Raw genomic sequence first — 21,847 nt, 5'->3', positions numbered from 1 at the left:
GCGGTCGCGCGGTTTTAGGGTTTGGGCGCGCAGAACAATTCGTAGACGACTTCGAGCACCTTGCGAGGCCGGTCATCGGCGAGGCTGTAATAGATGGTCTTGCCGTCACGCCGAGCGGTCACCAGCCCCTCAAGGCGCAAGCGTGATAACTGCTGCGACACCGCAGCCTGACGCGCCGAGAGCAAGGTTTCCAACTCGGTCACGGACCGCTCACCAGACACCAGATGGCAGAGAATCATCAACCGCCCCTCATGGCTTATGGCCTTGAGGAAATTGGCGGCGGTGGTCGCATTTTCGACCATGCGATCCATTTCGGCGGCGTCGAGCGTGTCATCGAGAATGGGAAGCGGCATTTTTCTAGGATCCTGATGCTGATTTGGGTGTATCTAGGTCGTTTTTGCCGGATGTGCAAAACTTGGCCGCATTTACGCGCGAAAAAGTGAGCAGATGTGGCGCGCAAAGCGCCATCGCTCAGGGGCTCTGCTACAAAATCGAGCGATGCCCTTGCAGCCCCTTGGGCGCAACACTAAGACTCCTTTAGGAACTGACCGGCTATGGTCGGAGTGATTGACAAAGCCTGACGGCAACGGTCGGGCGCAGGACAGGCGGGCTGTAATGAAAGACCCTATGGACATCTACATGAACACCCTCGTGCCGATGGTGGTCGAACAGACCAGCCGGGGCGAGCGGGCGTATGATATTTTCTCGCGCCTGCTTAAAGAGCGGATCATTTTTCTGAGCGGCCCGGTGCATGACGGCATGTCAAGCCTGATCGTGGCACAGCTCTTGCATCTTGAGGCGGAGAATCCGTCCAAGGAAATCAGCATGTACATCAACAGCCCCGGCGGGGTCGTGACCTCGGGACTGTCGATCTATGACACGATGCAATACATCAAGCCCAAGGTCAGCACGCTGGTCGTGGGTCAGGCGGCCAGCATGGGCAGTCTGTTGTTGACCGCCGGCGAGCCGGGGATGCGTTTCTCGCTGCCCAATAGCCGCGTCATGGTGCACCAGCCCTCGGGCGGGTATCAGGGGCAGGCGACCGATATCATGATCCATGCGCGCGAGACGCAAAAGCTCAAGGATCGGTTGAACGAGATTTATGTCAAGCACACCGGCCAGACCCTGAAAAAGGTCGAAGAGGCTCTGGAGCGCGACAATTTCATGTCCCCCGAAGAGGCCAAGGCCTGGGGCTTGATCGACGAGATCGTGGCCAATCGCGACAAGGGCGACGAAGCCGCGAAGTAAACGTGATCCGGCCCAACGGCGGGCCGGATATTTTCGGATTGTGGTGCCATACGGCCTGACTTAAGCTGAAGGGCAGCACAGATCACAGACGAGGCCCCGCGCGGGGCGCATGCACGGCAGACGGCGCAGGGCCCGAAAGGTACGGAATGGCGAATAACTCAGGCGGCGACAGCAAGAACACGCTCTATTGCAGCTTTTGCGGCAAAAGCCAGCATGAGGTGCGCAAACTGATCGCAGGGCCGACCGTGTTCATCTGTGATGAATGTGTCGAACTCTGCATGGACATCATCCGCGAAGAGACCAAGACCGCCGGTATCAAGTCGAGTGAGGGGATTCCCGCACCGCGCGATATCTGCAAGGTGCTGGATGATTACGTGATCGGTCAGGCGCGCGCCAAAAAGGTTCTGTCTGTGGCGGTGCATAACCACTACAAACGGCTGAACAATTCCGGCAAAAGCGATATCGAACTCAGCAAATCCAACATCTTGCTGATCGGCCCCACGGGCTGCGGCAAGACTTTGCTGGCGCAGACCTTGGCGCGAATCCTCGATGTGCCCTTTACCATGGCCGATGCCACGACCTTGACCGAGGCTGGTTATGTCGGCGAGGATGTCGAGAATATCATTCTCAAGCTGCTCCAGTCGTCCGAATATAATGTCGAGCGCGCGCAGCGTGGCATCGTCTATATCGACGAGGTTGATAAGATCACCCGCAAGTCCGAGAATCCCTCGATCACGCGCGACGTGTCGGGCGAAGGCGTGCAACAGGCGCTCTTGAAGCTGATGGAGGGCACAGTGGCCGCCGTGCCCCCACAGGGCGGGCGCAAGCATCCGCAGCAGGAATTCCTGCAAGTGGACACGACAAACATCCTCTTCATCTGCGGCGGCGCCTTTGCCGGTCTGGACAAGATCATCGCGCAACGGGGCAAGGGCAGCGCCATGGGCTTTGGGGCTGATGTGCGTGATAATGACGCGCGCGGCGTCGGCGAGATCTTTACCGATCTCGAGCCGGAGGACCTGCTCAAGTTTGGCCTTATCCCTGAATTCGTGGGCCGTTTGCCGGTGATCGCAACGCTGGAAGACCTCGACGAAGAGGCGCTTGTGACGATCCTGACCCAGCCCAAGAACGCACTGGTCAAGCAATATCAGCGCCTGTTTGAGCTGGAAGGTGCTCAGCTTAGCTTTACCGAGGACGCGCTCAAAGCTGTGGCAAAGCGTGCCATTGCCCGCAAGACAGGCGCACGCGGTCTGCGCTCGATTCTCGAAGATATCCTGCTCGACACGATGTTTGAATTGCCGAGCATGTCCCATGTCGAAGAAGTTGTGGTCAACGAAGAGGCGGTCAATTCCGATGCCGCGCCGCTGGTCATCTACGCCGAAAGCAAGGGCAAGAAGGAAGGCGCCAGCGCGGGCTGATCCCGCCCGCCGTGCCAACCCAAAATCGAATCAAAAAGCTCGCAACAGTCGTGTTGCGGGCTTTTTGTTGGGGCCCCTGTCCTGTCATGCGGTGTTGCGGGCACTGGACCTTCGCCATCAAATCCGCCATATCGGGATTGAATGATGTCGGAGGGTCGAATGGGCATTCTCAACACCTTGCTGCGCGCCGTTACTTGGTGGAACGGGCAGACACTCAATACGCAACTCTACACTTGGCGCAATGGCGTCAGGGTCGGTGAGGATGCGCAGGGCAATGTGTTTTATCGCACCCGCGACGACAAGCGCCGCTGGGTGATCTTCAATGGCGAGGCCGAGGCAAGCCGCGTTGATCCCGATTGGCACGGTTGGCTGCATCACACCTTTAAAGAGCCGCCGACCGACAAACCACTTGCCCATAAGCCTTGGGAAAAGCCGCATAGCGAGAATCTGACCGGCACGCCGCTGGCCTATGCGCCCGCAGGGTCGATCCGCCGCGCAGCGCCCGCAGAGCGGCGCGATTACGAGGCATGGTCACCGGAATAGGGACAGGAAAATGTCTGAGAGTAAAGCCGAGGTTCTGGTTGGCGGCGTGGTTCTGGCTGTCGCAGTCGGATTTCTGATCTATGCGGGCAAGACCACCGGCATGACCACGGGCAGCGCGCGCGAATATCAACTGAGTGCCAGTTTTCGCAGCGCTGATGGCGTCAGCGTGGGCACCGATGTGCGTCTGGCCGGGGTCAAGGTTGGCCGGGTCACGCAGATCGCGCTTGACCCGGAAACCTACCGCGCCAAGACGACCTTTACCGTGCAAGAAGGCATCAACGTGCCCGATGACAGCGCTGTCGCGATTTCCTCTGAGGGGCTGTTGGGGGGCAATTACGTTGAAATCATGCCGGGCGGCTCGCCCTTTGCTGTTGAACCGGGCTCTGAGATCGAATTCACCCAAGGGTCGGTCAGCCTTGTATCTCTGCTGATGAAATTCGTCTCGGGCGGCGAGGGAGAGACGGCGCAATGAGAGCGCTCTGGCTCGCTCTTATGCTCTGCTTCGGCGCGGGCGTGGGAACGGCGCAGGAAGTGGCGGCAGTTGCGCAAGGCGCGTTGTTGCGTGGCCTCGACAAGATCAACGGCAGCGCACAGGATCTGGAACTCGCCAACGGGCAATCGGGCGTGTTTGGCTCGCTCGACGTGGTCTTGGGCGAGTGCCGGTATCCCCAAGACGACCCGGCCGCAGACGCCTATGCCTATCTGACAATTTCCGAACAGGCGGGTGGCGCGGTGATCTTTTCCGGCTGGATGCTGGCCTCTTCTCCGGCGCTGAATGCGTTGGAACATCCGCGCTATGACATCTGGGTCCTGCGCTGCAAGATCTGACGCGGATCAGGATCGAACGCAGGGCGGGTGATATCCGCCTCCTCCTCCATCGCATCCTCCAAAAGCGCGCGATATTGCGTGCGCGGAATTTCCAACGCGCCTAGCCGCCCCAGATGCGGCGTGATGAACTGTGTATCGAACAGGCGAAATCCACAGAGGGCAAGATGGTCGGTCAAATGTGCGAGGGCGAGTTTCGACGCGTCGGTGCGCCGTGAAAACATGCTCTCGCCAAAGAAGGCCGCACCAAGCGCCACGCCATAGACCCCGCCAACCAAGTGCCCCTCTTGCCAGATTTCCAGCGAATGACCATAGCCCTGACGATGCAGCGCCATATAGGCGCGGTGGATTGGCGGGCTGATCCACGTATCGGCGCGGTCGGCGCAACCGCGCAGCACCGCCTCGAAATCACGGTCAAGCGTGGCCTCATAGCGGCCTTGCCGCATCCGGCGCGCCAGCGACCGTGAAATGTGGAACCCATCAAGCGGCAGAATCCCCCGGCGGTGCGGATCAACCCAGAACACCTCGGGATCGTCGCGGCGTTCCGACATGGGAAACACACCAGAGGCATAGGCCTGAAGCAAGAGAGCGGGGGTCAGGGGTGTTGTCATGGGCCTGCGTACTGAACCAAATCGCGCTTAAGGGTTTGCTATCTTTTGTCATGTTACAAGACCAAAGGCGATACAGGCTGATGGGTGTGTGATGACGATCATGGGGTATGGGTTCAAACGGCAGGCGGGCGATGACAAAACCGGCGGCTTGAACCGGGCGCAGGCGCGGCATGCGCTGTTGGTGGATAGCTATCGCCATGCGATTGCCGATTCGACGGTGATGCTGATCGGGGCCGGGGATGGGGCATGGTGCTATGCGTTGGCGGCGGCGGGGGCCTTGCAGGTGGTGGGGATCGAAACGGATGCCACCATGGTCGAGCGGTTTGGCCGGCTGCCCGATGTCGGATTGCGCGAGCGGATTGATCTGCGCTCTGCCGATCCGGTCGAGGAAATCCGATCAGAGGTGCGGGCCGGGCGGCAATATGATGTGATTGTGCTTTTTGATCTCTTGGAAAAGGTGGCCGACCTGCATGATCTTTTTGAATTGATCCGGGATCTGCACCCGCGCCTCGTGGTGGTGGATGGCCGATTTGTCGATACCGAAGATCCGGTTCTGTGGATTGACCGCACGCGCGAGGCGGTGGCAGGGCGCGCGCGCCCGGCGCTTGTGCCGGGGCGGGGGGCGGTTGCCATGGTGGCCTATGATACCGGCTTTGATCTTGATTGGATCGACTGGTCCGTGCTCGACCCAGAGGTGCGGATCGGGCTGGACGATTACTATGTCACAGGGCTGGGAATGCGCGCGAGTTTCACCCTGACCCCGGAAATCACAGCCTGACGGCGCGTGGTGATTCCTCGTCCACACTCAGATCGGGATCATCGTGCCGGTGAGCAGGGCAATATGGGTCTCAACCCCATCCTGCACCGCATAGACATCCGCCTGCACGATCACAAGGCGACGCCCGGGCTTGATCACCCTGCCACGGGCAATCAGGCGCTCTCCTTGCGCTGGGGCGAGCAGGTTGATTTTCATCTCGGTGGTCAGCACCTCGGCCCCGTCGGCCATCAGGCTGAGCGCGGCATAGCCCGCCGCACTGTCGCCAATGGCAAAGGTCAGACCGGCATGGCCAAAGCCGTGTTGTTGCCGGCTGCCGGGCAGAATGGGGGCCTCGATCACCGTGGCCCCGTCAGAAAGGGCCACAAGACGCGCGCCCAAGGTGGTCATCATCGCCTGCGCCGCAAAGCTGCGGCGAATTTTCTGTTCAATGTCAGGGGACATTTTCCGAGGCTTTCCCATTGTTTATGATGTCACGTTACGTTGACAGTAAATTGAACCACTCTGGCGACGTTAGGTTGGACTAGAGCAATCATGCTGATAAATGCATATGAAATGGGAACGGACAAGGGTGGCACGTTGAACTGGTCTGATCTGCGCCTGCATTTTGTAGATACGTTTTCACTGCTGTTCTCGTCCGTGACATTCTATGTTTGGACGGCCACATTGGGCTTTGCGGTTCTGGCCGGCCCGTTCGGAAGCTATGATACAATGAGCTGGCCGATCCGCACCGCCTATTGGGCTGCGGTCATCACGGCGGCCATCCTGGTTGGCTTTGCTGCCCGGGCGACCATGCGGGCGCTCTTGGGGGGGCGGCATCCGGCGCTTTTCGATCTTGGCGCAAGTTTTCTTGTCGGCATCGCCCTTGGTCCGTTGATCTGGTTTCTGCGCGGCTGGATGGACCCGATTTTGGCGCATGAGGATCTGAACCCGATCAAGATTACCCTCAACAGTTTTCTGATTGCCTGCGGGGTTTTTGTTGTGCGGCGGCAAATCGGTGCCGAGGCGCCGACCAGCTATTGGTCGCGCCCTGCGCCCAAGCCGGAGACGCCCGCGCAAACCCGGTTGCATCGGCGACTGTCCTGCCCGCCTTTTGCCGAAATACACCGTCTGTCCGCCAATAACCATTATGTCGAGGTGGCAACCAGCGACGGCATCGAAACGCTGCGCTTGCGCCTTGTCGATGCGATCGAAGAGATGGAGCCGGTTGAGGGCATTTGCACCCATCGGTCGCACTGGGTTGCTTTTGCTGCCATCAGCGGCACCGAGCGCGAGAGCGGCGGCAAGATATTCCTGCTGCTCAAGAATGGCGACCGCGTGCCAGTCAGCCGAAAATACCGCCCCAACCTCGAGGCTGCGGGGGTGATCGACAGTCTCGATGCGGTGTTTCAGGCGCGATAAGTGCCGCGGGGCATGGGCACCGCATGGGCCATGGCCCCGGTCAGCACCGCCACCGCATCCCGCCGCATCAGCCCGGTAAGCACCGGATCGTCAGACCAAAGACCGCCGGTATAGGTGCCAAACGCGGGCAGAATGATCCGGTCGCTGTCGATCAAAAAGGCGGGGCGGCTCAGGCTGCGGCCCTTGAGGGCCAGCCGCACCTTGGGGTGATAATGCCCCGAGATTTCACCACTGTGCCCCGCGCGGGCGATATGGCGAAACAACAGCGGCGGCACCGGCAGTTCGGCCATATGTGCCCCGCCAAGGTCAATCGGACCCGGATCGTGATTGCCCTCGATCCAGACCCATCGGCGCCCCGCCTGCAATTTGGCGATCCACAGCTTTTCCGCCTCGGGCAGATGCATGGCGGCGGCACTGTCATCGAAACTGTCACCGAGGCAGATCACCGTTGCCGCCCCGGTGCGGCGCAGATCGCTTTCGAGCCGGGTCAGCGTGTCGCGGGTTTCATAGGGGGGCAGGGGCGGTTCGCCAAGGCGCGCACGCCGCAGCGCCTTGCCCAAATGCAGGTCCGAGACACACAGCAAATTGCGCGCCTCCCAATACAGCGCACCCGAGGGCAAGGCCGTTAACGCCGTTCCAGCGAGGGTGAATCCGTAACCGTTCATGCGGCATTGGTGCCGCTTTGCCGATGAAATGGCAAGACCGTGCTCAGGGGGCAAGACCCGCCGCCGCCAAGAGCCGCGCGCTTTCTTCGGCCAAAAGCCGCTCTTGCGCGGCCCCCTCCACTGGCATGCGTCCCGCTTCAAGGAAGAGTGGCGCCGCAAACGGGCTGACCCGTGCCAGCCGCCGCAGGGTGATGCGTCCTGCAACGCGCGCCAGCATCTCTTCGATGCGGCCAAAGTCCACCAGCCCGCGCATCGCCTCTTGTCGGGTAATATCGAGCAAAAGATGGTTTGGGTCGTATTTCACCAGCGTGTCATAGAGAATATCCGACGAGAGCGTCGCCTGCCGCCCGTTCTTCCGCGCGCCGGGGGTGTTGCGCTGAATAAGCCCGGCAATCGTGGCCGAGGCGCGAAAAGTGCGCTTCATCACCGCATTGGACATGAGCCAGCTTTCCAGCCCTTCGCGCAGCGCATCGGGGGCAAAGAGGGGGGCCGCATCCGTCACCGGCTCCAGCCCCCAGATCAGCGTGGCGTAATCGGTGGCAACGAAACCCAGCGGCGCAAGGCCCGTCTCCTCCATCCGTTTTGTCACCAAAAGGCCCAGTGTCTGCATCGCGTTGCGCCCGGCAAAGCCGTAGATGCACAGATGTTCGCGCGCCTCATGGGCAAAGCTTTCGATCAGCAGGCTGTCAGGTTCCGGCATTTGCGACATCTGCCGTTGCAGGTGCAGCCAATCGCGCACCGGGGTGGGCAAATCCGGCCAGTCGGGGGCCCCGAGCATGTGCAGGATACGTTCTGACAACTGCGTCGAGGTGGCGAATTTGGTGCCCATATAGGTGGCAATCTTGGGCTTGCGGCCGGGATCACGGCTGACCTCGACCACCATTTCACGCAGGGATTCAAAGCGCACGATCTGCCCGCCGATCAGGAATGTATCGCCGGGGGTGAGAGTGGCGGCAAAGCCCTCTTCGATTTCCCCCAAGGGTTTGCCGCCGCGCGTCCGCCGCATCCGCACCTTGAGCGTGTCTGTGTCCTGAATGGTGCCGATATTCATACGAATAAGCCGGGCCGAGCGCGGATCACGCAACTGCCAGAGGCCATCGGTGCGCTGTTGCAGGCGCTGCCATTGGTCATAGGCCCGGAGCGCATAGCCCCCCGTGGCGCAGAATTCGAGACAGGCGTCGAACTCGGCACGCGTCAGCTGCGCATAGGCCCCGGCCCCGATCACTTCGGCAAAGAGCACATCCGCCTCGAACGGCCCCGCACAGGCGCGGATCAGGATGTGCTGGCACAGCACATCGCGTGGCCCCGGCCCGCGCGCCTCACCATCCAGATCGCGGGCGCGCACGGCCTCAAGGGCTGCGCGGCATTCCACCACCTCGAACCGGTTGGCAGGCACCAGACGCGCCTTGGACGGGGCATTGTAGCGGTGATTGGCCCGCCCGATCCGCTGCACAAGGCGTTTGACGTTCTTGGGCGCGCCCACCTGAATGACCAGATCGACATCGCCCCAATCCAGCCCCAGATCGAGACTGCCGGTGCAAACCACGGCACGCAGATCGCCGCGCACCATCGCCGCCTCGACCCGCTCGCGCTGCACCCGGTCAAGGCTGCCGTGATGGATGCCGATGGGCAGGGCGTCGTCATTGGCAAGCCAGAGGTTGTGAAAGAAAATCTCGGCCTGTGCGCGGGTGTTGTGGAAAATCAGCGTCGTCTTGTGCTGTCGCACCGCATCCAGCACGGCGGGAATGGCATAGGCGGCACCGCCCCCGGCCCAAGGGGGCGGCTCCGTGGTCTCCAACATGGCGATATCTGGTTCCGGCCCCGGATCGGCCATGAGGATCGCGCAATCTGACCTGCCCTGTGCCATGTAGCGCGCGAGGGCCGGTGGGTCCTCGACCGTGGCCGACAGGCCCACGCGCCGCATGTCGGGGCAGAGCGCCTGAAGCCGGGTCAGCGCCAGCATGAGCTGATCGCCGCGCTTGCTCTCGGCCAAGGCATGCATCTCGTCGATCACAACGCGCTTCAGGCCTGCAAAAATGCGCGGCGCATCCTCGTAAGAGGTCAGCAGCGCCAGACTTTCGGGTGTGGTCAACAGGATATGGGGCGGGTCGGCGCGTTGGCGGCGCTTGGTATGGGCAGAGGTGTCGCCGGTGCGATCCTCGATCCGGATGGGCAGGCCCATTTCCGTGACAGGCGTGGTCAAGTTGCGCCGAATATCCGCCGCGAGCGCCTTGAGCGGCGAGATATAAAGCGTGTGCAGCCCGGCGTGATCGCCTGTTGCCAAATCCGCCAAGGATGGCAGAAACCCCGCCAGCGTCTTGCCCCCGCCTGTGGGGGCGATAAGCAGCGTCGCAGGATCATCCGCCCGCGCCAGCATCTCCGCCTGATGCGGGTGAAGCTGCCAGTTGCGGGCAGAAATCCACGTGGCAAGAGGGGCGGGAAGGGCGCGCATGACGCCCTATCTAGCGGTGGGCTGCGGCAAAGCAAAGCGTCCTGCTAGAGCGCCGCCTGCGCCGCCAGCCTTGCCGTGATCAGCCCCATGACCCGCGCAATCCCCGCCTCGGGGCAATGCCCGGTCAGCCCTGCCGCTGCCTCGGCCAGACTGGTATCCTCGGCGGCCCGTGCAACGCTGGCCAGAAACTGTGCCGCATAGCTTAGGATGTCGGGCGTGCGATCATGGCTCAGCAGGTTTTGCACATGGTCAAGATCGTCGCGGTACGCCAGCGGATCGGGGTGGATCACCTCGGCCTGCACCGCATAGGGGCCAAGGGGCCGCCGGTCGGCGGGCACATGGCGCAGCACCTCTTGCTGAAAGATGCCAAGGCTCGCCACCGGCTTGAGCAGCAGCCCATCGGCCCCAGCCATGCGCGCCCGCGCCTCGGCCCCGGCATCGCCGCTGGTCGCGAGGATCACCCCCACACGGGGCAATGCGCGGGCAAGCTCGGCAATCAGATCCTCGCCGCGCCCATCGGGCAGGCCCAGATCGACGATCACCACCGACGGGCGGTAGACCTGCAAATGCCGCCGCGCCGAGGTCAGGCAATCGGCGCGCCGGATGCGTGCGCCGCTGCGCAGACACATCAGGCGCAGCGCCTCTGAGGCAAAGCGACTATCCTCGACCGCCAGAACGGTCATGCCCAAAAGCGGGCGTTGGGCATTGGGGGTGCGCGGGCGCGCAAGGCTGTCAAGATCGGTCATCGGGCGCATCCTTCTGTCACGACATCCCCGCAGCATGGCCCGATTGTGGTGAACGCAAGGTTAATGCGCGGGTTGCGTCCCCCTGTCGCTTGTCAGTTCCTGCGTTCATCCCCATAACAGGGGAAATTCATGCGAAAGGATTGCCCCATGATCGGACGCCTCAATCATGTTGCCATCGCCGTGCCGGACCTTACCGCCGCCGCCGATCAGTATCGCCATGCGCTTGGCGCAAAAGTGGGTGCGCCGCAGGACGAGCCGGATCATGGCGTGACCGTCGTCTTCATCGAATTGCCCAATACCAAGATCGAATTGCTCTATCCTTTGGGCGAAAACAGCCCGATCCAAGGGTTTTTGGATAAGAACCCCTCGGGCGGGATTCACCATGTCTGCTATGAGGTCGAGGATATCATCGCGGCGCGCGACCATCTGAAATCCACCGGCGCGCGGGTGCTGGGCAGCGGAGAGCCCAAGATTGGCGCGCATGGCAAGCCGGTATTGTTCCTGCACCCCAAGGATTTCAACGGCTGCCTCGTGGAACTGGAGCAGGTCTGATGGGCGTTACCTCGGCCATCGTGCTCTTTGCCGTGATCTGGTTCATGACGTTTTTCGTCGTGCTGCCGATCCGCATTCAGACCCAAGGGGATCTGGGTCAGATCGTGCCCGGCACTCATGCGGGATCACCCGAACATCACCACCTCAAGAAAAAGGCGTGGATCACCACCGGCATCGCCATCGTGCTCTGGATCATTATCGGTGGCACGATCATTTCGGGAATGATCACGGTGCGCGATCTGGATATGTTCAACCGGATGGCCCCACCCGCCGCGCCTGAGTAGCGTGGAAGATATGGGTAAAGGTGGCCGCGCCCAAGATCGGAATGAGCAGGTTCACCAGTGGGATTGAAAGCGGCATCGCCATCAACACACCAGCCGCCCAAATGGTCAGACGATGTTTCTTGCGCAATGTCTTGGCCCCCGCGCGCCCGACCCGGCGCATGGCGACAAGTTGGAAATATTCCATCCCGAGCAGATAGCCGTTCAAGCCCCAAAAGATGAAAAGCGCAAAGGGCGTGAAAAGCGCGTAGAGAAACAGCGCCACAATATTCGCACCGATGATGACGCCCAAAAAGTTGATCGTGTCGCGCAGTGCCTCACCAAAGGGCACGATGCTGGCCGGGGGCAGGTGCGGATAATGCCGGTCCTCCACCGCCTGCGCCACAGTATCGAGAAACATCGAGGTGATGGCAGAGGCGACCGGCACCATCAGAAATACCGACAGAACGATCATCAGCAGGAACGACGCGCCGCTCAAAAGATCGCCCAGCCATGTCACCTCGCCGAGCAGTGGCAGGGTGGTGCTGTCGCCCACAGCCACCTGAATGAGCCAGAGCACACCAGCATAGGCCGCGATCAGCAGGGCCAGCGTCAGACCCACACCCAAGAACAGCACCTTGCGAAAACGCGGGTCGCCGATCTGACCCAAGGCCTTGAAGAAACTGGCGAAAATCATTCCGAAACCCAAGTGGTGATGGTGTCGATGTCAGGGCGCGGTCGCTCGGGCGGGGCGGCCCCTTCGGTCCCGATATGGAGAAAACCGGCGATACGCTCGTGTTCGGCCAGCCCAAGGGCGGTCTGCGCGAAACCCCGGTCATGGCTGGGCCAACCGCTCAGCCAATTGGCCCCCCAACCAGCGGCAAGGGCAGCATTCAAGAGGCTAAGACAGACGCAGGCCGCCGAATAGGTCTGTTCGATCGCCGGAATCTTGTCCGAGGGTTTCGGGCTCTCGATCACGGCAACGGCCAGATGCGCATCGGCGAATTGCGTCTCGGCCTTGGCGATATCCTCGGGGGATTTGCCCAGCCGCGCGCCTGCTTCGGCCACCAGCCCCGCCAGCCGCACGAGGGCCGCGCGCTCCAGCACGATCAGGCGCCACGGCTCCAGCTTGCCGTGGTCGGGCACGCGGGTGGCTGCGGCCAAGAGCGGGCGCAGGGCGTCGCTGTCGGGCACCGGCAGCCCCAGCGTCTTGGCTGGGCGCGAGCGGCGCGACAGCAGAAAATCAAGGGCGGCGGGATTGGGCGTGGGCATCGGTGTCTTTCTCCTGCAAGGCCCCCCACATGTCGGCAAGCGCGCGCCCGGGGTCAAGCCCCGATGCTGCAAATCCTCTTGGACAGGCTCAAGCCAGCCGCTATTGCACTGCCATGGACATCCCCGACCTCAGCGCATTGGCCCAGCCCGGCACCACCTTTACCCTGCGGGTCACGCCCAAGGCCGCGCGCAATCGCATCGTTGCAGAGGATGACGTGCTGCGGGTCTATGTCACCACCGTGCCCGAGGATGGCAAGGCCAATGCCGCCGTTCAAAAACTCTTGGCCAAGGCGCTGGGCCTGCCAAAATCGCGCCTGACCCTGCTGCGCGGTCACACCAGCCGGGACAAGGTGTTTCAGGTCGACTGACGCTTGCCCGGCATGCCCGCCACCTGCACCCGCGTACCCCAACCAATACAGTTTTCAGCCAGCGGTGCCGGCAAGGGGCGGTCGGTAAAGACCTGATCGACATCGCGAATAGACCCAAGCCGCACCGGCGCACTGCGCTGGAATTTTGAGTGATCGGCGACCAGAAACACCTCGCGCGAGCGGTTGAGCAGGGTCTGGCCCACCACCACCTCTTGAATGTCGAAATCGAGCATGTCGCCGTCCTCGTCCAGCGCGGAACATCCCAGGATCGCGTAATCGAACTTGAAATTCTCGATGGTGCGCGCGGTCAGATTGCCGACCAAGCCATTGTCGGATCGCCTGAGCGCGCCGCCTGCCACGACAATCTCGCAATCCTTGTTGGTCAGCAGGATTTGCGCCACGTTCATATTGTTGGTGACGACCATGAGGTTGCGATGATCCATCAATTCGCGCGCCACCGCTTCGGTCGTGGTGCCGATGTCCAGAAAGACCGAGGCATTATGCGGAATAGCCGCCGCACAGGCGCGCCCAATCGCGGCCTTGGCAGGCTCATTCAGGCGGCGGCGTTCCTCGTACAGGATATTGGACACGCCAGACGGCAGGATCGCGCCGCCATGCACGCGCTCCAGCTTGCCCGCATTGGCAAGTTCGGTCAGGTCGCGGCGGATGGTTTGAACGGTGACATCAAAGCGTTCTGCGAGATCCTCGACCGTAACCTTGCCTTCGGCGCGGGCAATTTCGAGAATGTCGGGTTGGCGAAAGCTCTGGGACATGGCGGGCCTTGATCGGTTACAGGTTCGATTATGTTCGTTTTGGGGATCTCTGCAAGCAAAGCCTCCGCCGCGCTGCGGCATGGCGGACGAATCGACAGCCCGGATCGCCTGCTGGCGCGGTGTTGGGTGGCAAAATCCGTTCGTTCACCCGTTGAAGTGAGGTGGGTTTGGAAAATTATTGAATAAAATCAATAGGTGTATTTTAAAAAGAAACAAAACGAACATTCATTCTTGACCGATGTGGTCAAAAAATGGTTCGTTTGCGCTCATCTTACGGTGGGAGGGGCGCGTGTCGCAGGGCCGCGGGAACACAGTGATCGACCTGTTCGTCATCGGCGGCGGCATCAACGGCTGTGGCATCGCCCGTGATGCGGCGGGGCGTGGATTGCGGGTCGAACTGGCCGAGATGAACGATCTCGCTTGGGCCACGTCAAGCGCGTCGACCAAGCTTTTCCATGGCGGCCTGCGCTATCTCGAATATTTCGAAATCCGGCTGGTGCGCGAGGCGCTGATCGAGCGCGAAACGCTGCTGCGTGCGATGCCGCATATCAGCTGGCCCATGCGCTTTGTTCTGCCCTACCACCGCGATATGCGGTTCGAGGGCGAAACGCCGACCTCTCGCATCCTCAATTTGGTCATGCCATGGATGAAGGGGCGGCGGCCCGCTTGGTTGATCCGTCTGGGGCTGTTTCTCTACGATCATCTTGGGGGCCGGAAAATCCTGCCCGCGACCTCTACGCTTGATCTGCGCAACGCGCCCGAGGGCGCGCCGCTCAAGGACAAGTTCACCCGCGCCTATGAATATTCCGACTGCTGGATCGAGGATAGCCGCCTTGTCGTGCTCAATGCGCGCGATGCTGCGGCGCGTGGTGCCCGCATCCGCACCCGCACCCGCGTGCAATCAGCCGAGCGTGTGGGTGATTTGTGGCAGGTAACGCTCAAGGATCAGGAAACCGGTATCACCGAGGTGGTGCAGGCGCGCGCGCTGGTCAATGCCGCCGGACCTTGGGTCAAGGATGTGATCTCGGGCACGCTGCGCCTTAATTCTGCCGAGGGGGTGCGGCTGGTGCGTGGCAGCCATATCGTGACGCGCCGCCTGTTTGACCATGACAAATGCTATTTCTTTCAGGGCACCGATGGGCGGATCATCTTTGCCATCCCCTATGAGGGGGATTTCACCCTGATCGGCACCACCGATGCCGAACATGGGCAGGCCGATAGCCGCCCGGAATGCACACCGGAAGAGGCCGAGTATCTCTGCCGCTTTGCATCCGAGTATTTCCAGACGCCCGTGACACGCGCTGATATCGTCTGGACCTATTCGGGCGTGCGCCCGCTTTATGATGATGGCGCGAAATCCGCCACTGCCGCCACCCGTGACTATGTGCTGACATTGGCCGAGGGGCCGGGCGCGCCGCTTTTGAACATCTTTGGCGGCAAGATCACCACCTATCGCAAATTGGCCGAGGCAGCGCTGGCCAAACTGCGGCCCTTCTTTCCAGAGGCGGGCGCGGATTGGACCGCAGGCGCCGCCCTGCCGGGGGGTAATTTCCCCGTTGACGGGTTTGACCCGCTGACAGAGAGTCTGCACCGGGCCTATCCGTTTCTGACGGCGGCAGGGGCGCGCCGCTTGGTGCGCGCCTATGGCACCGAGGCGCAGGATATTCTGGGCCAAGCGCGCGAGGCAGCCGATCTTGGCCCCGATTTCGGGGCCGGTTTGACCGGGGCCGAGGTGCGTTGGCAGATGGACCATGAATACGCCCGAACGGCGGCGGATGTGGTCTGGCGGCGCACCCGTTTGGGCCTCAAGATGACCGAGGCGCAGATTGCAGCGCTCGACGACTGGATGCAGCACGAGCGCGGCCTTGATCGGGCTGCCCCCGTGGCTGCCAAGGGATAACGGAGGGATCGACCGCATGGCGCTGACACTCAAGGGGGTATCGAAACGTGTGAACGGGCAGGTGCATATTCACCCGACCGATCTCACGCTCGAGGCTGGCACGATGAACGTGCTTCTGGGGCCGACCCTCTCGGGGAAAACCTCGCTCATGCGCTTGATGGCGGGGCTTGATGTGCCTGCAACAGGCCGCATTCTGTGGAACGGCGCGGATGTGACGGGGATGCGCGTGCAGGATCGCCGCGTGGCCATGGTCTATCAGCAATTCATCAACTACCCCTCGATGACCGTCTACGACAACATCGCCTCGCCCCTGCGCCTGATGGGCAAATCCAGCGCCGAAATCGACGCAGCGGTCAAGAAAACCGCCGACCTCATGCAATTGTCCCCGATGCTGGCGCGCAAACCGCTAGAGCTGTCGGGCGGCCAACAACAGCGCTGCGCGCTGGCCCGCGCACTGGTCAAAGAGGCGGGGCTGGTGCTGCTGGATGAGCCGCTGGCAAATCTCGATTACAAGCTGCGCGAGGAATTGCGCGCCGAAATTCCCAAGATTTTCGAGGCGGCTGGCAGCATCTTTGTCTACGCCACAACAGAGCCGGAAGAGGCGCTGCTTTTGGGCGGCAATACCGCAACCCTGTGGGAGGGGCGTGTCACGCAATTCGGCCCCACGCCGCTGGTCTACCGCCAACCGCGCGATGCCACGACCGCGCGCGTCTTTAGCGATCCGCCGATGAATTTCCTCAGCGTCACCAAGACCGGCAACCGCATCCTCTTTGGCGATGGGCAATCGGCCGAGGCGCTGGGCAGCATGGCCGCTCTGGCGGACGGCACCTATACGGCGGGCTTCCGGCCCAATCATCTGGAACTTGATCGGCATACCGCCGATGCGCTGACCTTTGACACACGCCTCAACGTGACCGAGATCACCGGGTCTGAAACCTTTGTGCATCTGGATCACCATGGCGAGCGCTGGGTGGGTCTTATCCACGGGGTGCGCGATCTGAAACTGGGGGCGGCGTTGCGGGTCTATCTTGATCCGTCGCATGTCTATGTATTCGGGGCAGATGGCGCGCTGGTCGCACCCGCGCCCTATGCCGAGGCGGCGTGAGGGGGAACCATGGCCAAGATCACGCTTGATAATCTCGCGCATAGCTACCTCTCGCGCCCCGCGTCCGAGGCGGATTTCGCGCTCAAGGAACTCAATCACGTCTGGGGCGATGGCGAGGCTTACGCGCTCTTGGGGGCGTCAGGCTGTGGCAAGTCCACGCTGCTCAACATCATTTCAGGCCTCTTGCGCCCAAGCCAAGGCCGTATCCTCTTCAACGATCAGGACGTCACCGATCAGGCCACCGCCGCGCGCAACATTGCGCAGGTGTTCCAGTTTCCGGTGGTCTATGACACCATGACCGTGCGCGACAATCTGGCCTTTCCGCTGCGCAATCGCGGGGCAGAGGCGTCTTATATCGCCGAGCGGGTTCAAACCATCGCCCGCATGATCGGGATGGAGGCAGAGCTAGGCCGCAAGGCGCGCGGCCTTACAGCAGATGCCAAGCAGAAAATCAGCCTTGGTCGCGGCATGGTGCGCGAAGACGTCAACGCGCTTCTCTTCGATGAACCGCTGACGGTGATCGACCCGCATATGAAATGGGAACTCAGAACGCAGCTCAAGGCGCTGCATCACGAGTTTGGCCATACGATGATCTACGTCACCCACGATCAGACCGAGGCGCTGACCTTTGCCGACAAGGTGGTGGTCATGCATGACGGTCGCGTCGTTCAGATGGGCACCCCACAGGAACTCTTTGAGCGGCCAGAACATACATTCGTGGGCTATTTCATCGGCTCGCCGGGCATGAACCTGCTCGATGCAGAGGTTTCCGGCACCAAGGCCGTGGTGCAGGGCGTCGAAATCCCGCTTGGGGCCGACTATGCCCGCCCCACAGGCCGGGTGCAAATCGGTGTGCGGCCGGAATTCGTGCGTCTGACGGCGGGGGCTGATGGCCTGCCAGTGACCGTGCGGCGGATCGAGGATGTGGGCCGTCACAAGATCGTCCGCTGCGAATTGGCCGGGGTTCAGATCAACGCCATTGCCGCCGAGGGCGCGCTGATTTCGCCCGAAATGACGCGCCTTACCTTCGATCCGGCGGCGATCAACGTCTATGCCGATGACTGGCGCGTCACGCCGAAATCTCAGGCGCAGGAGGCCGCGTGATGGAGAAGACCGTCAATCAAAAGGCATGGTTCCTTGTCCTGCCTGTGCTGATCCTCGTGGCGTTCTCCGCCGTGATCCCGCTGATGACCGTGGTCAACTATTCGGTGCAGGATACCTTTGGAAACAACCAGTTCTTCTGGGCGGGGCTGGAGTGGTTCGAAGAAATGCTCGCCTCAGAGCGGATGTGGGACGCGCTGCAACGGCAGGCGATCTTTTCCGCGATCATCCTCGCCATCGAGGTGCCGCTGGGCATTCTGGTGGCGCTCAATATGCCCAAGCGCGGCATCTGGGTGTCGGTCTGCCTTGTGCTCATGTCCTTGCCGCTCTTGATCCCGTGGAACGTGGTAGGCACCATTTGGCAAATCTTTGGCCGGGTCGATATCGGCCTCTTGGGGCATACGCTGGCGGCGCTGGGGGTGGACTATAACTATACTCAGGATGCGGTGGATGCTTGGGTGACGCTGATCGTGATGGATGTCTGGCACTGGACCTCGCTGGTCGCCCTTCTGGCCTATGCCGGGCTGCAATCTATCCCCGACGCCTATTATCAGGCCGCCAAGATTGATCAGGCCAGCCGCTGGGCCGTGTTCCGCTATATTGAATTGCCCAAGATGACGGGGGTGCTGATGATCGCCATCCTCCTGCGCTTCATGGACAGTTTCATGATCTATACCGAGCCTTTCGTGGTCACGGGCGGCGGTCCGGGCAATGCCACGACGTTCCTCTCCATTGACCTCGTGAAAATGGCGCTCGGGCAATTCGACCTCGGCCCCGCCGCCGCCTTTTCGATCATGTATTTCCTCGTAATCCTGCTGATTTCATGGGTGTTTTACACAGTCATGGTCAATCTCGATAAACGGGAGGGCAAGTGATGGCCGATCTGACCGCGACCCGCAGCACCACACGTGGCCTTGCCCTGCCGCGCGTCAACGTGGTGATGGTGCTTTACCTCGTGTTCCTGCTCTTGCCGATCTATTGGCTCGTGAACATGAGCTTCAAGACCAATGACGAGATCCTTGGCACCTTCTCGCTCTGGCCGCAGAGCCCGACTCTGGCGAATTATGCCACCATCCTCACCGATGCCAGTTGGTATATGGGCTATGTCAATTCGCTGATCTATGTGGTGATGAACACGGTTCTGTCGATTGCCGTGGCCCTGCCTGCCGCCTATGCGTTCTCGCGCTATAGTTTCTTGGGCGACAAGCATCTCTTCTTCTGGCTTTTGACCAACCGGATGGCCCCTCCTGCGGTCTTTGCCCTGCCGTTCTTTCAGCTTTATTCAAGCGTGGGGTTGTTTGACACGCATATCGCTGTGGCGCTGGCGCATTGCCTCTTCAACGTGCCGCTGGCCGTGTGGATTCTAGAGGGGTTCATGCGCGGCGTCCCCAAAGAGATCGACGAGACAGCCTATATCGACGGCTATTCCTTCGGGCGGTTCTTCGTGAAAATCTTCATGCCACTGATTGCATCGGGCGTAGGCGTGGCCGCGTTCTTCTGCTTCATGTTCTCATGGGTGGAATTGCTCTTGTCCCGCACGCTGACCAGCGTCGATGCCAAGCCCATCGCCGCCACCATGACGCGCACGGTGTCGGCAAGCGGTCTCGATTGGGGCGTTCTGGCGGCGGCAGGGGTGCTCACCATCGTGCCCGGCGCGCTCGTGATCTATTTCGTGCGGAACTACATCGCCAAGGGCTTCGCCCTAGGCCGCGTCTGAGGGAGGACTAAACATGGACTGGATGGCTTGGACACTCCCCACCGCGATCTTCTTCGGGGTCATCGCGGCGCTGCTCATCACCTTCACGGTGCTGGCGATCAAATTCCCCGAAACCCCGCGTGTTGGCATCCTTCGGATCGAGACGACGCGCGGCGATCGTCTTTTCATCACGCTTCTCGGCTCGGCCTTTCTCAACCTGGCCTGGCTCGGAATTGTCGGCGCGAACCAGCCTTATGCGCTGATCCTCTGCCTGATCTATGCCGCGGCGGTGTTTCGCTGGGTTTAGACCGGGATCAATCACCAACAAAGTTCACCTAGGGAGGGAAACCATGAACTTTCGAATGAAAACAACCACCGCGCTGGTGTCGCTGGGCCTGATGGCCTCGCCCGCCTTTGCCGATATGGAGGCGGCAAAGGCGTTTCTCGATGCGGAAATCGGCGATCTGTCGTCGCTTACCCGCGCCGAGCAAGAGGCGGAAATGCAGTGGTTCATCGACGCAGCTCAGCCCTTTTCCGGCATGGAAATCAAGGTTGTGTCGGAAACCATCGACACGCATAGCTACGAATCCAAGGTGCTGGCCCCGGCCTTTACCGCCATCACCGGCATCAAGGTCACGCATGACCTCATCGGCGAAGGCGATGTGGTCGAAAAACTGCAAACCCAGATGCAGTCGGGCGAGAATATCTATGACGGCTATGTCAACGACAGTGACCTTATCGGCACCCATTGGCGGTATCAGCAGGTGCGCAACCTGACCGACTGGATGGCAGGCGAGGGTGCGGATGTGACCAGCCCGACGCTTGATATCGACGATTTCGTGGGCCTCTCGTTCACCACCGGCCCCGATGGCAAGGTCTATCAACTGCCAACCCAGCAATTCGCCAACCTTTACTGGTTCCGCTACGATTGGTTCAACGACGACAAGAACAAGGCCGATTTCAAAGAAAAATACGGCTATGATCTGGGCGTTCCGGTCAACTGGTCGGCCTATGAGGATATCGCCGAATTCTTTACCGGCCGTGACCTCAGCCATTTGGGCGTCGAGGGCGAAGTCTTTGGCAACATGGACTATGGCAAGAAAGACCCCAGCCTTGGCTGGCGCTATACCGACGCGTGGATGTCCATGGCCGGGATGGGCGACAAGGGTGAACCCAACGGCCTGCCGGTCGATGAATGGGGCATCCGTGTGAATGAAAATTCGCAGCCTGTGGGGTCCTGTGTCGCGCGTGGCGGTGCCACCAACAGCCCTGCGGCGGTCTATGCCGTCACCAAGGCGATCGAGTGGCTTCAGAAATACTCGCCCCCTGCCGCCGCTGGCATGACCTTCTCTGAGGCGGGCCCAATCCCCGCGCAGGGCAACGTTGCGCAACAGATGTTCTGGTACACCGCCTTTACCGCAGCCTCGGTGAAACCCGACCTGCCGGTGATGAACGAAGACGGCACGCCGAAATGGCGCATGGCCCCCAGCCCACATGGCGTTTATTGGGAAGAGGGCATGAAAGTGGGCTATCAGGATGCCGGTAGCTGGACCCTGATGCAATCCACCCCCGTCGACCGTGCCAAAGCGGCGTGGCTCTATGCGCAGTTCGTGACCTCGAAAACCGTGGATGTGAAAAAGGCCCACACCGGCCTCACCTTCATCCGCGAGTCGACGATCCAGCACGACAGCTTTACCGAGCGCGCCGACAAGCTGGGCGGCCTTGTGGAATTCTACCGCTCACCCGCGCGCGTTCAGTGGTCGCCCACCGGCACCAACGTGCCCGACTATCCGAAACTGGCCCAGCTTTGGTGGCAGAATATCGGCGATGCCATGTCGGGCGCCAAAACCCCGCAAGAGGCGCTTGATGCGCTCTGCGCGGATCAAGAGCGCGTGCTTGAGCGGCTTGAGCGCGCTGGCATCCAAGGCGACATCGGCCCGAAACTCAACGAGGAAATGGACCCCGAGCATTGGCTGAGTCAGCCCGGTGCCCCCAAGGCCAAACTTGAGAACGAAGACGAAGAGCCGGTCACCATCGCCTATGACGAGTTGATCAAGTCCTGGCAGTAAGTGAAATGCATCGGGGCGCGTGCCGCGCGCCCCGGACCTTTCCGTCATCCCCGGGTCAAGCCTGAGGATG

At 61.3% G+C, this 21,847-nt stretch carries 26 protein-coding genes; 17 read left to right on the top strand and 9 right to left on the bottom strand.

What is annotated here, in order from left to right:
- Positions 1 to 14: 14 nt before the first annotated feature.
- Positions 15 to 353, bottom strand: a complete 339-nt coding sequence (locus ACLGGT_RS03550) for an ArsR/SmtB family transcription factor (protein WP_008279298.1) — start codon at positions 351 to 353, stop codon at positions 15 to 17.
- A 262-nt stretch (positions 354 to 615) separates the two neighbouring features.
- Here ACLGGT_RS03550 and ACLGGT_RS03545 point away from each other — a divergent pair, with 262 nt between their 5' ends.
- The 5 genes from ACLGGT_RS03545 to ACLGGT_RS03525 all read left to right on the top strand — a co-directional run bounded on the left by ACLGGT_RS03545 (position 616) and on the right by ACLGGT_RS03525 (position 4,034).
- Complete coding sequence (locus ACLGGT_RS03545; RefSeq protein ID WP_008279297.1) at positions 616 to 1,248, top strand: ATP-dependent Clp protease proteolytic subunit; 633 nt, start codon at positions 616 to 618, stop codon at positions 1,246 to 1,248.
- A 146-nt stretch (positions 1,249 to 1,394) separates the two neighbouring features.
- Positions 1,395 to 2,663, top strand: a complete 1,269-nt coding sequence (gene clpX, locus ACLGGT_RS03540; protein WP_008279296.1) for an ATP-dependent Clp protease ATP-binding subunit ClpX — start codon at positions 1,395 to 1,397, stop codon at positions 2,661 to 2,663.
- Between the two features lie 159 nt (positions 2,664 to 2,822).
- Complete coding sequence (locus tag ACLGGT_RS03535) at positions 2,823 to 3,206, top strand: NADH:ubiquinone oxidoreductase subunit NDUFA12 (protein ID WP_437195053.1); 384 nt, start codon at positions 2,823 to 2,825, stop codon at positions 3,204 to 3,206.
- Positions 3,207 to 3,216: 10 nt separating this feature from the next.
- The gene (gene mlaD / locus ACLGGT_RS03530) at positions 3,217 to 3,678 is read left to right on the top strand and encodes an outer membrane lipid asymmetry maintenance protein MlaD (RefSeq protein ID WP_008279294.1); all 462 of its coding nucleotides are present in this window, start codon (positions 3,217 to 3,219) and stop codon (positions 3,676 to 3,678) included.
- Positions 3,675 to 4,034, top strand: a complete 360-nt coding sequence (locus ACLGGT_RS03525) for a DUF2155 domain-containing protein (protein WP_257898223.1) — start codon at positions 3,675 to 3,677, stop codon at positions 4,032 to 4,034. Before mlaD ends, ACLGGT_RS03525 begins: the two co-directional genes overlap by 4 nt.
- Here ACLGGT_RS03525 and aat read toward each other — a convergent pair.
- Entirely contained in the window at positions 4,001 to 4,642 is a 642-nt protein-coding gene (gene aat, locus ACLGGT_RS03520) for a leucyl/phenylalanyl-tRNA--protein transferase (protein WP_008279292.1), read from the bottom strand. The genes ACLGGT_RS03525 and aat overlap by 34 nt on opposite strands.
- Before the next feature lie 91 nt (positions 4,643 to 4,733).
- Here aat and ACLGGT_RS03515 point away from each other — a divergent pair, with 91 nt between their 5' ends.
- Positions 4,734 to 5,420: a class I SAM-dependent methyltransferase gene (locus tag ACLGGT_RS03515; RefSeq protein ID WP_437195052.1), complete on the top strand. Its 687-nt coding sequence runs from the start codon at positions 4,734 to 4,736 to the stop codon at positions 5,418 to 5,420.
- Positions 5,421 to 5,447: 27 nt separating this feature from the next.
- Here ACLGGT_RS03515 and ACLGGT_RS03510 read toward each other — a convergent pair whose 3' ends face one another.
- Complete coding sequence (locus tag ACLGGT_RS03510) at positions 5,448 to 5,861, bottom strand: PaaI family thioesterase (protein WP_437195051.1); 414 nt, start codon at positions 5,859 to 5,861, stop codon at positions 5,448 to 5,450.
- A 90-nt stretch (positions 5,862 to 5,951) separates the two neighbouring features.
- Here ACLGGT_RS03510 and ACLGGT_RS03505 point away from each other — a divergent pair, with 90 nt between their 5' ends.
- On the top strand, positions 5,952 to 6,818 hold the full coding sequence (locus ACLGGT_RS03505; protein WP_437195050.1) for a LytTR family DNA-binding domain-containing protein: 867 nt from the start codon (positions 5,952 to 5,954) through the stop codon (positions 6,816 to 6,818).
- On the opposite strand, the gene pdeM is transcribed toward ACLGGT_RS03505, so the two are convergent.
- The 3 genes from pdeM to ACLGGT_RS03490 are packed head-to-tail and all read right to left on the bottom strand — an operon-like array spanning position 6,806 to position 10,681.
- Positions 6,806 to 7,483 (bottom strand): ligase-associated DNA damage response endonuclease PdeM, encoded by a 678-nt coding sequence (pdeM, locus tag ACLGGT_RS03500; protein WP_008279288.1) that lies wholly within the window; start codon positions 7,481 to 7,483, stop codon positions 6,806 to 6,808. The genes ACLGGT_RS03505 and pdeM overlap by 13 nt on opposite strands.
- A gap of 43 nt (positions 7,484 to 7,526) precedes the next feature.
- Complete coding sequence (locus ACLGGT_RS03495) at positions 7,527 to 9,935, bottom strand: ligase-associated DNA damage response DEXH box helicase (protein ID WP_437195049.1); 2,409 nt, start codon at positions 9,933 to 9,935, stop codon at positions 7,527 to 7,529.
- Between the two features lie 44 nt (positions 9,936 to 9,979).
- Positions 9,980 to 10,681, bottom strand: a complete 702-nt coding sequence (locus ACLGGT_RS03490; RefSeq protein WP_081507610.1) for a response regulator — start codon at positions 10,679 to 10,681, stop codon at positions 9,980 to 9,982.
- 147 nt (positions 10,682 to 10,828) lie between these two features.
- Here ACLGGT_RS03490 and mce point away from each other — a divergent pair, with 147 nt between their 5' ends.
- Complete coding sequence (gene mce, locus ACLGGT_RS03485) at positions 10,829 to 11,233, top strand: methylmalonyl-CoA epimerase (protein WP_008279285.1); 405 nt, start codon at positions 10,829 to 10,831, stop codon at positions 11,231 to 11,233.
- A complete protein-coding gene (locus ACLGGT_RS03480) occupies positions 11,233 to 11,517 on the top strand; it encodes a DUF1467 family protein (RefSeq protein ID WP_008279284.1) in 285 nt (94 codons plus the stop codon). The genes mce and ACLGGT_RS03480 overlap by 1 nt, the downstream gene beginning before the upstream one ends.
- Here ACLGGT_RS03480 and ACLGGT_RS03475 read toward each other — a convergent pair.
- Together ACLGGT_RS03475 and ACLGGT_RS03470 are read right to left on the bottom strand one after the other, a co-directional pair.
- Positions 11,483 to 12,190, bottom strand: coding sequence for an EI24 domain-containing protein (locus ACLGGT_RS03475; RefSeq protein ID WP_437195048.1), 708 nt, complete (start codon positions 12,188 to 12,190; stop codon positions 11,483 to 11,485). The genes ACLGGT_RS03480 and ACLGGT_RS03475 overlap by 35 nt on opposite strands.
- Positions 12,187 to 12,765 carry a nitroreductase family protein gene (locus ACLGGT_RS03470; protein ID WP_219435677.1) on the bottom strand — a complete coding sequence of 193 codons (579 nt, stop codon included), beginning with the start codon at positions 12,763 to 12,765 and terminating at the stop codon, positions 12,187 to 12,189. The genes ACLGGT_RS03475 and ACLGGT_RS03470 overlap by 4 nt, the downstream gene beginning before the upstream one ends.
- 113 nt (positions 12,766 to 12,878) lie before the next feature.
- Here ACLGGT_RS03470 and ACLGGT_RS03465 point away from each other — a divergent pair, with 113 nt between their 5' ends.
- A complete protein-coding gene (locus tag ACLGGT_RS03465; RefSeq protein WP_437197390.1) occupies positions 12,879 to 13,133 on the top strand; it encodes a DUF167 domain-containing protein in 255 nt (84 codons plus the stop codon).
- Here ACLGGT_RS03465 and ACLGGT_RS03460 read toward each other — a convergent pair.
- A complete protein-coding gene (locus ACLGGT_RS03460; protein ID WP_008279280.1) occupies positions 13,121 to 13,906 on the bottom strand; it encodes a DeoR/GlpR family DNA-binding transcription regulator in 786 nt (261 codons plus the stop codon). The genes ACLGGT_RS03465 and ACLGGT_RS03460 overlap by 13 nt on opposite strands.
- 238 nt (positions 13,907 to 14,144) lie before the next feature.
- Here ACLGGT_RS03460 and glpD point away from each other — a divergent pair, with 238 nt between their 5' ends.
- Genes glpD through ACLGGT_RS03425 form a run of 7 tightly spaced genes read left to right on the top strand, consistent with a single transcriptional unit; the run spans position 14,145 to position 21,777 of the window.
- Positions 14,145 to 15,806: a glycerol-3-phosphate dehydrogenase gene (gene glpD, locus ACLGGT_RS03455; RefSeq protein ID WP_437195047.1), complete on the top strand. Its 1,662-nt coding sequence runs from the start codon at positions 14,145 to 14,147 to the stop codon at positions 15,804 to 15,806.
- 16 nt (positions 15,807 to 15,822) lie between these two features.
- Positions 15,823 to 16,911: an ABC transporter ATP-binding protein gene (locus ACLGGT_RS03450; RefSeq protein WP_081507614.1), complete on the top strand. Its 1,089-nt coding sequence runs from the start codon at positions 15,823 to 15,825 to the stop codon at positions 16,909 to 16,911.
- A 9-nt stretch (positions 16,912 to 16,920) separates the two neighbouring features.
- Positions 16,921 to 18,015 carry an ABC transporter ATP-binding protein gene (locus ACLGGT_RS03445; RefSeq protein ID WP_151977173.1) on the top strand — a complete coding sequence of 365 codons (1,095 nt, stop codon included), beginning with the start codon at positions 16,921 to 16,923 and terminating at the stop codon, positions 18,013 to 18,015.
- On the top strand, positions 18,015 to 18,887 hold the full coding sequence (locus ACLGGT_RS03440) for a carbohydrate ABC transporter permease (RefSeq protein WP_008279276.1): 873 nt from the start codon (positions 18,015 to 18,017) through the stop codon (positions 18,885 to 18,887). Before ACLGGT_RS03445 ends, ACLGGT_RS03440 begins: the two co-directional genes overlap by 1 nt.
- Positions 18,887 to 19,729, top strand: a complete 843-nt coding sequence (locus ACLGGT_RS03435) for a carbohydrate ABC transporter permease (RefSeq protein ID WP_008279275.1) — start codon at positions 18,887 to 18,889, stop codon at positions 19,727 to 19,729. The genes ACLGGT_RS03440 and ACLGGT_RS03435 overlap by 1 nt, the downstream gene beginning before the upstream one ends.
- Before the next feature lie 13 nt (positions 19,730 to 19,742).
- Positions 19,743 to 20,015, top strand: coding sequence for a DUF2160 domain-containing protein (locus ACLGGT_RS03430; protein ID WP_008279274.1), 273 nt, complete (start codon positions 19,743 to 19,745; stop codon positions 20,013 to 20,015).
- Positions 20,016 to 20,058: 43 nt separating this feature from the next.
- Entirely contained in the window at positions 20,059 to 21,777 is a 1,719-nt protein-coding gene (locus tag ACLGGT_RS03425) for an ABC transporter substrate-binding protein (protein WP_198133554.1), read from the top strand.
- Positions 21,778 to 21,847 lie beyond the last annotated feature (70 nt).

It is taken from the genome of Roseovarius sp. MS2 (assembly GCF_051447875.1).
GTDB classification, from domain to species: domain Bacteria; phylum Pseudomonadota; class Alphaproteobacteria; order Rhodobacterales; family Rhodobacteraceae; genus Roseovarius; species Roseovarius mucosus_A.
This window is presented reverse-complemented; position numbering and strand designations above follow the sequence as displayed.

Bases quoted from the DNA above. Each gene is read 5' to 3' on its own strand.
- ACLGGT_RS03550 (WP_008279298.1), bottom strand. From the start codon at position 353: ATGCCGCTTCCCATTCTCGATGACACGCTCGACGCCGCCGAAATGGAT.
- ACLGGT_RS03545 (WP_008279297.1), top strand. From the start codon at position 616: ATGAAAGACCCTATGGACATCTACATGAACACCCTCGTGCCGATGGTG.
- clpX (WP_008279296.1), top strand. From the start codon at position 1,395: ATGGCGAATAACTCAGGCGGCGACAGCAAGAACACGCTCTATTGCAGC.
- ACLGGT_RS03535 (WP_437195053.1), top strand. From the start codon at position 2,823: ATGGGCATTCTCAACACCTTGCTGCGCGCCGTTACTTGGTGGAACGGG.
- mlaD (WP_008279294.1), top strand. From the start codon at position 3,217: ATGTCTGAGAGTAAAGCCGAGGTTCTGGTTGGCGGCGTGGTTCTGGCT.
- ACLGGT_RS03525 (WP_257898223.1), top strand. From the start codon at position 3,675: ATGAGAGCGCTCTGGCTCGCTCTTATGCTCTGCTTCGGCGCGGGCGTG.
- aat (WP_008279292.1), bottom strand. From the start codon at position 4,642: ATGACAACACCCCTGACCCCCGCTCTCTTGCTTCAGGCCTATGCCTCT.
- ACLGGT_RS03515 (WP_437195052.1), top strand. From the start codon at position 4,734: ATGACGATCATGGGGTATGGGTTCAAACGGCAGGCGGGCGATGACAAA.
- ACLGGT_RS03510 (WP_437195051.1), bottom strand. From the start codon at position 5,861: ATGTCCCCTGACATTGAACAGAAAATTCGCCGCAGCTTTGCGGCGCAG.
- ACLGGT_RS03505 (WP_437195050.1), top strand. From the start codon at position 5,952: ATGCTGATAAATGCATATGAAATGGGAACGGACAAGGGTGGCACGTTG.
- pdeM (WP_008279288.1), bottom strand. From the start codon at position 7,483: ATGAACGGTTACGGATTCACCCTCGCTGGAACGGCGTTAACGGCCTTG.
- ACLGGT_RS03495 (WP_437195049.1), bottom strand. From the start codon at position 9,935: ATGCGCGCCCTTCCCGCCCCTCTTGCCACGTGGATTTCTGCCCGCAAC.
- ACLGGT_RS03490 (WP_081507610.1), bottom strand. From the start codon at position 10,681: ATGACCGATCTTGACAGCCTTGCGCGCCCGCGCACCCCCAATGCCCAA.
- mce (WP_008279285.1), top strand. From the start codon at position 10,829: ATGATCGGACGCCTCAATCATGTTGCCATCGCCGTGCCGGACCTTACC.
- ACLGGT_RS03480 (WP_008279284.1), top strand. From the start codon at position 11,233: ATGGGCGTTACCTCGGCCATCGTGCTCTTTGCCGTGATCTGGTTCATG.
- ACLGGT_RS03475 (WP_437195048.1), bottom strand. From the start codon at position 12,190: ATGATTTTCGCCAGTTTCTTCAAGGCCTTGGGTCAGATCGGCGACCCG.
- ACLGGT_RS03470 (WP_219435677.1), bottom strand. From the start codon at position 12,765: ATGCCCACGCCCAATCCCGCCGCCCTTGATTTTCTGCTGTCGCGCCGC.
- ACLGGT_RS03465 (WP_437197390.1), top strand. From the start codon at position 12,879: ATGGACATCCCCGACCTCAGCGCATTGGCCCAGCCCGGCACCACCTTT.
- ACLGGT_RS03460 (WP_008279280.1), bottom strand. From the start codon at position 13,906: ATGTCCCAGAGCTTTCGCCAACCCGACATTCTCGAAATTGCCCGCGCC.
- glpD (WP_437195047.1), top strand. From the start codon at position 14,145: ATGTGGTCAAAAAATGGTTCGTTTGCGCTCATCTTACGGTGGGAGGGG.
- ACLGGT_RS03450 (WP_081507614.1), top strand. From the start codon at position 15,823: ATGGCGCTGACACTCAAGGGGGTATCGAAACGTGTGAACGGGCAGGTG.
- ACLGGT_RS03445 (WP_151977173.1), top strand. From the start codon at position 16,921: ATGGCCAAGATCACGCTTGATAATCTCGCGCATAGCTACCTCTCGCGC.
- ACLGGT_RS03440 (WP_008279276.1), top strand. From the start codon at position 18,015: ATGGAGAAGACCGTCAATCAAAAGGCATGGTTCCTTGTCCTGCCTGTG.
- ACLGGT_RS03435 (WP_008279275.1), top strand. From the start codon at position 18,887: ATGGCCGATCTGACCGCGACCCGCAGCACCACACGTGGCCTTGCCCTG.
- ACLGGT_RS03430 (WP_008279274.1), top strand. From the start codon at position 19,743: ATGGACTGGATGGCTTGGACACTCCCCACCGCGATCTTCTTCGGGGTC.
- ACLGGT_RS03425 (WP_198133554.1), top strand. From the start codon at position 20,059: ATGAACTTTCGAATGAAAACAACCACCGCGCTGGTGTCGCTGGGCCTG.